General features: G+C 41.7%; 3 protein-coding genes, 1 rRNA gene and 1 other RNA gene. All 5 read left to right on the top strand.

The window, feature by feature from the left end; genetic code table 11:
• The first annotated feature begins 385 nt into the window (after positions 1 to 385).
• Positions 386 to 500 (top strand): 5S ribosomal RNA (rrf, locus tag BT999_RS12185).
• A 244-nt stretch (positions 501 to 744) separates the two neighbouring features.
• Positions 745 to 1,032, top strand: a complete 288-nt coding sequence (locus BT999_RS12180; protein ID WP_072698059.1) for a putative quinol monooxygenase — start codon at positions 745 to 747, stop codon at positions 1,030 to 1,032.
• A 102-nt stretch (positions 1,033 to 1,134) separates the two neighbouring features.
• Positions 1,135 to 1,518: a rhodanese-like domain-containing protein gene (locus BT999_RS12175; RefSeq protein WP_178139360.1), complete on the top strand. Its 384-nt coding sequence runs from the start codon at positions 1,135 to 1,137 to the stop codon at positions 1,516 to 1,518.
• A 41-nt stretch (positions 1,519 to 1,559) separates the two neighbouring features.
• An RNA gene (gene ffs, locus BT999_RS12170) (signal recognition particle sRNA small type) lies at positions 1,560 to 1,653 on the top strand.
• 245 nt (positions 1,654 to 1,898) lie between these two features.
• A partial coding sequence (locus BT999_RS12165) for a DUF5801 repeats-in-toxin domain-containing protein (protein ID WP_218587524.1) occupies positions 1,899 to 8,462 on the top strand: 6,564 nt, incomplete at its 3' end.

Below are 8,462 nucleotides of genomic sequence, written 5' to 3'. Positions count from 1 at the left end.
TTAAACATGATTAAATAAAATTTGACTTAAGTTTAAAAAAAAGATAAACATCTTTTCGCTCTTTTATAAAAAACAAATTTCTCGTTTTGCCAATCTATTTTTAGATTACGTAAAGCAAATTGCGAAGTTATTTTTAAAATTTTACAAGAAAGGCGTAGCTTTTTTACGGCGGGAATGTACTCTTATAGTGCATGACCAGAGTAAAAAACAAGCCTTCCGTAGCTAAAACTTAAAAGAACAAGCAATTAAAATTGATAAGTTTTTGTTTTATCAAGGCAAATAAGTTTTTTGAGCATGAAGTGTACTCTTATGGTACTCGAGTGCGATGAAAACGCAATTTAACGCCGATAAAATAAAAAATCATCAATTTTTAAAATAAATTTGTGTTGGTGTCCATAGATCAGGTGACACACCCAGCCCCATTCCGAACCTGGCAGTTAAGACCTGATTCGCCGATGATACTGCGTATTCATGCGTGGGAAAGTAGGACGATGCCTGCACTTTCTTCTAAAGCCCCCTTAGTTATTAAAACTTTGGGGGCTTTTTTGCGTCGTTTTTAATTTTTTATTTTGTGGGGGGGGAAGGGGCTTCTTGAAACGAGTTTTTCAAAATAATTTGGTTTGTTAAAATACGCTTATGTTGTTATGTTTTAACTTAGCTTAAATAAACTATTTTTTGGGGTATAGACATAGAAATATTTATGAGTTATTAACAATGCAATTACATTTTCATAAGGATAAAACTATGATTCTTTTAGTGGTAAAACTTAAATTACAAGCAGGTAAAAAAGATGAATTTTTTAATATTGCCAAGCCATTAATTGAAGCTTCTCAAAAAGAAGCCGGCAATATTGAGTATCATCTTTACGAAGAGTCTAACGAACCTGATACCGTTGCATTTATTGAAAAATGGAAGGATCAGGCAGCTCTTGATTATCATGAAAAAACCGAGCATTTTATAAATAATATCAATAAACTTGTTGCTCTTTGTGCGAAACCGCCAATAAAAAATAGTTTTAATATGTTGCAATAATTTTTTTGTGAATTAATTCTAGTTTAATATAGAGGCGTTACTATGAAGTGTAATATGTTTAAGGTTTTCTTGCTAAGTTTCATTTTACTATCTTTGAGTATAGTGCAATGTTCATTTTTTTCTGTAACTACTTTGGCAGGAACTTTGGATCAAAGAGTCTTTCATTTAAACGAAAGGGCAACCGTTGAACTTTTAGAAAAAAATATTGATTTGGTTATTATCGATTTGCGTACTCCGCGAGAATTTGAGGAATCTCATATAAAAGATGCAATCAACATAAATGCGTTTTCAAAAAATTTTGAGGAAGAAATACTTGCTTTAGTAAAAGAGTTTGGAACAAGCAAACCTTGGCTTGTTTACTGTCGTACGGGAAATCGTAGTTTAAAAGCACTCCCGGATATTATAAGACTTTTCCCCGGAACTATTTATCATATTAAAGATGGAATTGCATACAGCTCTATTCCTTTGGAATCTGATAACAAATAACACATTCTTAATTGACACCAACATGGTTTTAGCGTATTAAGATTGCGAGTCGGGCGGCAGAAGTGCTGCTGACCACGTCAGATTCGAAAGAAAGCAGCGACAGTGGTTATTTTTGGGTGCCTGACTCACTTTTTTTATTTATAAAACAAAGAGTTAAGTCTTTGCACAATCAAAAAATACCGTTAATAAATCCAGATTTGATTTGGGTTTATTAGCGGTATTATGTTTTATAACTGGTTAGATTTAGTTATAGTATATGGTTTATTTTATATTGACAGAGTTAGAGTCTGTGCTATTTTGTTTATAAGTAAAACTAATAGACACTGTTTTCTTATAGCTTTTTATATTTTTTCAACCGTTTAATACAGCAGGAGAGAAATATGGCTACTCAATTACTAAATCCAAAGGGACAGACCGTTAATATTCCAGTAACATCTAAGATGGAACTACAATTCGGCTTTGAAGTCGGTTCAGGATTATATTCTCATGAAGGCGATAACCTTGTTATTACCTTTGACGACGGTGGAAAAATCGTTTTAGAAGGCTTTTACGCTCAACCGAAAGAAGAACTACCTAGCTTTATTGTTGAAGAAGGCGTTGACATTCCCGCTGAACAGTTTTTAGCTCAATTTAATGATGAATCTTTACTCCCTGCCGCCGGGCCTGCTGCTAGAGCCCCCGGAAGTGGTGGTACGGGAGAATATCTTGATGACGCAGGAAACTTGATTGATGGTGTTAACCGTTTAGGCGGTCTTGGCAATACTCAGTGGGGTAGAGGGACTGAAGTCTCCGTTAATTACTTAGACAGCTCGCCGGCGAGTGGAACTTTTGATGTGTATGTTTCTACCGGTTTAAAAGCTGATGCCGGTATGTATGAAGATGACCAAGCTCGCCAAAATATTGGTGATTATACTGTAGAATACCCTAAAATAAATTTTATATTTACTCCTGTTGGCAATACCCAAGTTGAAGGAGTCAACCTGAGTGGCTTTAGTGCAGGCACAAAAATATATCTCGGCGTGCCGGGTGCTCCCGGTACTACTGAAATTACTATCAGTAGCGAAGGGCAAATAGTACCCTTTAGCCACGCACAACTCAACGCAGGTGTTTACCTCATTCCTCCTAATAACAGCGACGCTGATATGAATATCAACATCTCTGTAGACTTGCGTAATAACAGTAGCGGTATAACCAACACGATAACAGGCAATGCTATTTTTGTCGTAGACGCTGTTGCCGACTTACCTGATCTTAGCCTAGGGGAAATGAGTTCCGAAACTCAAGACAATTCAAGCGAAGACATTAGCGAACTAAAACTATTGACTTTCCCCGTTACTGCTAGCTTTAATGATGTTGACAGTTCGGAATATCATTATATTATTCTTGAAGGCATACCCGCAGGTTGGGATATTCATCAACTGCCAGCAGGTTGGAGTGTGCGTGGTGTAGGCGATGCTGAATACCCCATAGCTTATGCAGGTAGCGGTCTTGTTATTCAGATCCCCAATAATGTAATCTCTGTTTCAGGTGATATAGTTTTTGACCCTAAAGATTGGAGCAATGAGCGAGACGTTAATGGCAACCCTCATCCTGATGAGAGATACGCCAATGGGGCAATTATCACTGTAAAAGATGCTGCTTGGGAACACGACCCAAAAGATGCTGAACTTTCTGATAAAAATAACTATGCGGAAAGACAGGGAGAAACAATATACCAAATATCCATTCCTGAAGACAAACCTGATTTTGACCAAGATACCGTACGCATTCTTTCTGATGAAACCGCAGGAAGACAAACAGGGCAAGAAATAACGCATCTTGACTCAGACGTTTTGGGCGTACTCTCTTCATTGGGACTTTCCGGCTCTTCTTTTGTGTCCGCTGCTACAAGTAACGTTAGCTATACTTTAAAGTCTGACGGTACAAACGACAGCGGAGGCAATGCCGGTCAATCCAAAATTACTTTTGAGATAGCCGACGGTACGGACTCAGGCTTAAAAACAAGCTCCGGTCAAGCTATATTCCTTTATCAGTCCGAAGATGGGCATATGTTGGGGCGTGTCGGTGGCGAGTCTGGTTCTGTGGCTTTTGTTGTTACTATTACTGAAGCAGGACTAAACAGCGGAGAAAATACCGCACAAATTACCTTTGTTCAATATATGGCGTTAGAACACCCTACAGGTGGCGATTCGCATAACGAAAAACTTGCCGATGCTCTTAAGCTTACTCTTGCTGTCTATGATGATGAGGGCGACCGTGCTGAAACGAGCGTTAGCATTAATGTGCGTGATGATGGTCCAAAAATGCTCTGTGATAATCATTGGGTCAATCTCTCAGAAACTGACCTAGCGGGCGGTAGCGACCAACATCATCTTATTAATAATGTGCATGGCAACTTGCATGACGAATCTCTCTTTATTGGCTTTATTGGTTTTTCCTTCGGTGCGGACGGCCCAGCCTCTACTACTAATGCAGCAGGGACAAACCCCTTTGTCTGGGATACCATTGAAGGATATAAAACCTATGATGCTGATGGCAAGCCTGTTGATGTAACATGGCAGGTGAGCGAAGACGGTCTTACCCTGACAGGTTTTGCCGAAGGCGGTAGTGCGAATAACCCCGCTATTATTATCAAAGCAAACCTGACTCCTCATGGTGCAACTTATTCCGTTGATCAAGTTGCTCCATTGTTCCATGAGCAACCTAACAATAACGAGACCCTAAAATTAGAAATAGGCTTTACCATTACTGACGGTGATGGCGATACCACCACTGGCGACCTAACTATTTCAATTAAAGACGATGTGCCATATGCAGGAAAATGCGACATCAATGACATAGTTTATGAAAAAGACCTGCGTGATGGTGGTGTTATTGTTACCAGCGGTGAACTTTCCGCCTTTTTTGGTGCGGACGGAGCCAACGCCGAAACCCCTATCACTTGGGATAAGGGTGCTATTACTAATGAACTTGGCAACTACAAAGTCATTATAGATGGCGAGCCAATTAGTATTACCCAAGATATGATTTCTTTTAGCGACAATGGAAAAACCTTTACCGTTAGCATAGATAATAAACCTGTTATATCCGCCACCTTGTCTTATGATCCGACTAGTGGCAAGTGTAGCTATTCTTATACTCAACATGAACCACTGGAACATGGTGAGCCAGGGACTCTCGCCGATCTTGAACACAAGCTTGACCTGAAATATATCATTATGGACGGTGATGGCGATACTTCAAGTAACGAACTGGATATTTATGTGGCTGATTCTGTGGCTCTACCTAGTGGTAGTTCCGGGCATTTTGATGAAACCGATGCCCGTTCCGGCTTTCCTTTAATCGGAGTTATTGACCTCAAGCTAGATTATGACGCTCCCGATGGTATTAAAGACGTAAACTGGAATAAGACTCTTATCGACAAAGCCCTAGACGTTTATAATGATGCCGCTCCTGCTGAGGCTGATGGTTTTAGTTGTTCTGTTAGCAATGACGGAAGCGTATTAACCATTTCTCAATTTGGTAAGGCTGTGTTGGAATTAACACTGGAACGCAACCCTGACGGCACATATTCTGCTCATTACAAGCAACTAGCTCCTATGGATCATCCTTTGGGGGCTCAAGTGCTTGGACTTTCACACGACGAACCAATTCCTTTTATGTTGCCTGTTAACGTAGTTGACGGTGATGGAGATACAACCCTCAGTCTAGTGAATGTAAAGGTTGATGATGATGGCCCTAACCCTGTATTGACTTCTAACGTAGCCTTGTTAGAAACCATAGGTAATGTGCTATTAAACTCCCTAGATGACCTTGATATTAGCAATGCTGATGCCTTTGTTGCCAGCTTGACTAAGGCTCTTGGCGACAGCCTAACTGTAGGCGTTGCGGATATTGGTGGTCTTTTAGACCTTGCTGATCTTGTATTAGATAAAGATTTATCACGTTTTAACAGTCCAGAGATGCAAGAACTTCTTCAGGATCTTATTGCAGGTGAAGTACCCAACCTAAATTCTTTAAACATTAATACACTTAACACGCTAGTAAAAGGTGTCCCGGGCTATGAACCTTTCAATGGTAATTTCCTGCACGATGCACCTATTTATGCCAAGTTGATTGCTGATTTTGCTAAAGGTCCTGAACGCATCGTAGAAATATTGCTAGGCGGTAGTGATGCGGATCGCACCGAAGGGAATGCCCCTTATATTGGAGAAATTAAAAATATAGACTTTGGTGCTGATGGCCCGGCGGAAAATAACCCCGTTACTTGGAGCAAGCTAGGAGTACAGGGCATTTTACAAGTGCTTGGCGTACATGCCGCAGGTTCGGATAATCCACTAATAGCAGAAGGCAGTGGAACAGTCTTGAATATTTATGATGGTCAAGGCGGAGCTTTAGTCATGACTCTGACTCTAACAGAATCAGGCAATAAATATGGCTACGAAATCACTCAACATCTAGGGCTAGAACATACCCAAGGAATGCTTGGCGATCTATTGAGCCAGTTGGGTGGCAATCTCTTGACCAGTGCCATTCCTGCTGAACTGCAAAGTCTTATGGATACTCTGAATATAGACGCAGAAACTCTGCTTGGTTTGCTTGATGGTGGTAAGTTCCTTACCCTACCTCTACCTATTGTGGTTACTGACCACGATGGCGACATAGCCCCCGGTTTAATTTCTCTAACCATCAGGGATTCTCTACCGATAATGGGCACGATTACACAACCTGAAATGGTTTATGAATCCGACCTAACTCTTGGTACAGATTCACTACACACTGACCCCGCTTTAGACGACCAAAGCAAAACAGAAGGTAGCTTTAGCTTTAAAGCCGGTTTTGATGGTCTGGATAATATTGCTCTTAATGGCACAAATATTAATCTGGGTGCAATTATTGAAGGCACCTACGGCAAGTTAAAGATTACCGCAATATCCATACCTGATGCCAATGGCAATGTGGAAGTGGAATACGAATACCAAATTGAAAAAAGTGCTACGCATAAAGATGGCGAGGGAGCTAATACTGAGTTAGTTTCCGGCGATGAAAAATTCACTATTACTATCACCGACAAGGACGGCGATATAGCAGAAGGTGCATTCATTATAACCATCAAAGATGACGTGCCACAGGCTATAGCTGAAACAGATAGCCTTGACGCTCCAAGTGTAGAAGCTGGATTATGGACAGCCAGCGGAAATATATTGAGTGGCGATAGTACTTCTTCTGAAGGTAATACGGATAAGTTTGGAGCAGATGAACGCAGGGCAGGCGACGGGCTAAAAGTAGAAGGAAAAGACTGGAGTAGTGGCGTAAATCCTGATGGCGAAATCACCATCAACGGTAAGTACGGCGACCTGTATATGAAGACAGACGGTAGTTATCGCTATGTGGTAGACCCTAACAAAGAAGCATGGCAAGATGAAGCCCCCTTGCGTGATGTATTTGAAGCTCAAATTACAACGCTACCTATTTCAAACACTGTAAATCTTTTGGCTCCGCTTACTATAAACCTACCAGAGGCGAGCCAATATCTGCATTTAGAATTTCCAAAACTGGATAAACCTATTTTAGGCGCAGAACAGGCGAAAATCACCGTAACCTTTACTGACGGTACTTCACAGACTTTCACTGTTGTTGGTGCTAATAACACTCTTGAAGTATTTGACAAAACCTTTAGTACGGCAGTCAGTTCCGTTAAGGTGGAGGCAGGCACTCTCACGTCTTCATTTACGGTAAATGAAGTCAAATATACCGCAATGGTTAAAGTTGGCGAAGAACCTGACCCGAACTGGACACCAAAAGAAGAATTTGAATACAGCATTACAGATAAAGATGGCGATAGTGCTGATGCCAAGTTGATTATCGACATAAAAACCACCCCAAGCATTATTGGCGGACAAGGCGAAGACTTGAATGTTGATGAAGCCTATATCCAAGGAGGCACACTGCACGGCGAAACAACAAGCCCCGACCCTCTGAATGCAACAGGTACGGTAACATTTAGCACTCCGGAAGGTGTGGGTTCTGTTGCTATTGCCGGTACAAATGTTAGCTTTGACAATGTCGGAAACTGGACAGGTTCAATTGCGACTCCTTACGGATTTATCACCAATGCGACTCTAACAAGCCTGGGAGGCGGTCAATATACGCTGAACTACACTTATAAATTAAATGATAATGCTATGTCCACAACAGCTGGAGACGAGCGAAACATACAAGATAACGCTGACAGCTTCAATATTGTTATTAGAGACAAGTTTGGTAGCACAGACGCCGACAAGATAAGCATTGATGTTAAAGTGGATATTAAAGACGATATAGCTATCGCAAGCGTTGATACCGGCTCGCTTAGCGAGGCGAACGCAACTTTAAGCGTGAACGCTCTAAACGGTGTACTTAGCAACGACCAAATCGGTGCCGACGCTCAGGCCGGCTTCACGGTACAAGGCGTTTCCGCCAACGATGCCACCAACGTGGAACGCACAGGCAGTGTGGGAGCTGAGGTTACAGGCGACTACGGCAACTTAACCCTGCAAGCTGATGGTTCGTATTCTTACACCCTGACTTCAAACATCGCACCGAACGTCACGGTCAACGACGTCTTCACTTATACTATTAAGGATGCGGACGGCGACTGGAAGACCACGACCCTGACGATTAGCACCAAAGGCACGAACGAAACCCCGATCATTACGCCAAATGTGGGTAGCCTCAGCGTTACCTTGCATGACGACGGACTAACCGGCGGAACGCAGTCTGACACAGCTCCGCACACGACTAGCGGTACGGGCTTGTTTGAAATAGATAGTAAAACCGAAGGCTTAAGTGCCTTAACTATCGCCGGCAAGACCATTGACTTGAGCAGTGGCGTTCAAAGTGTGCTTATTTCCGCTCCGACTGATGTTTATGCGGTTACGGTAACTGGCGTTTCTGTTGATGCA

It is taken from the genome of Desulfovibrio litoralis DSM 11393 (genome assembly GCF_900143255.1).
Taxonomy (GTDB): Bacteria; Desulfobacterota; Desulfovibrionia; order Desulfovibrionales; family Desulfovibrionaceae; genus Frigididesulfovibrio_A; species Frigididesulfovibrio_A litoralis.
The sequence above is the reverse complement of the archived record's forward strand: the minus strand, read 5'-3'. Positions and strand labels throughout refer to the sequence as shown.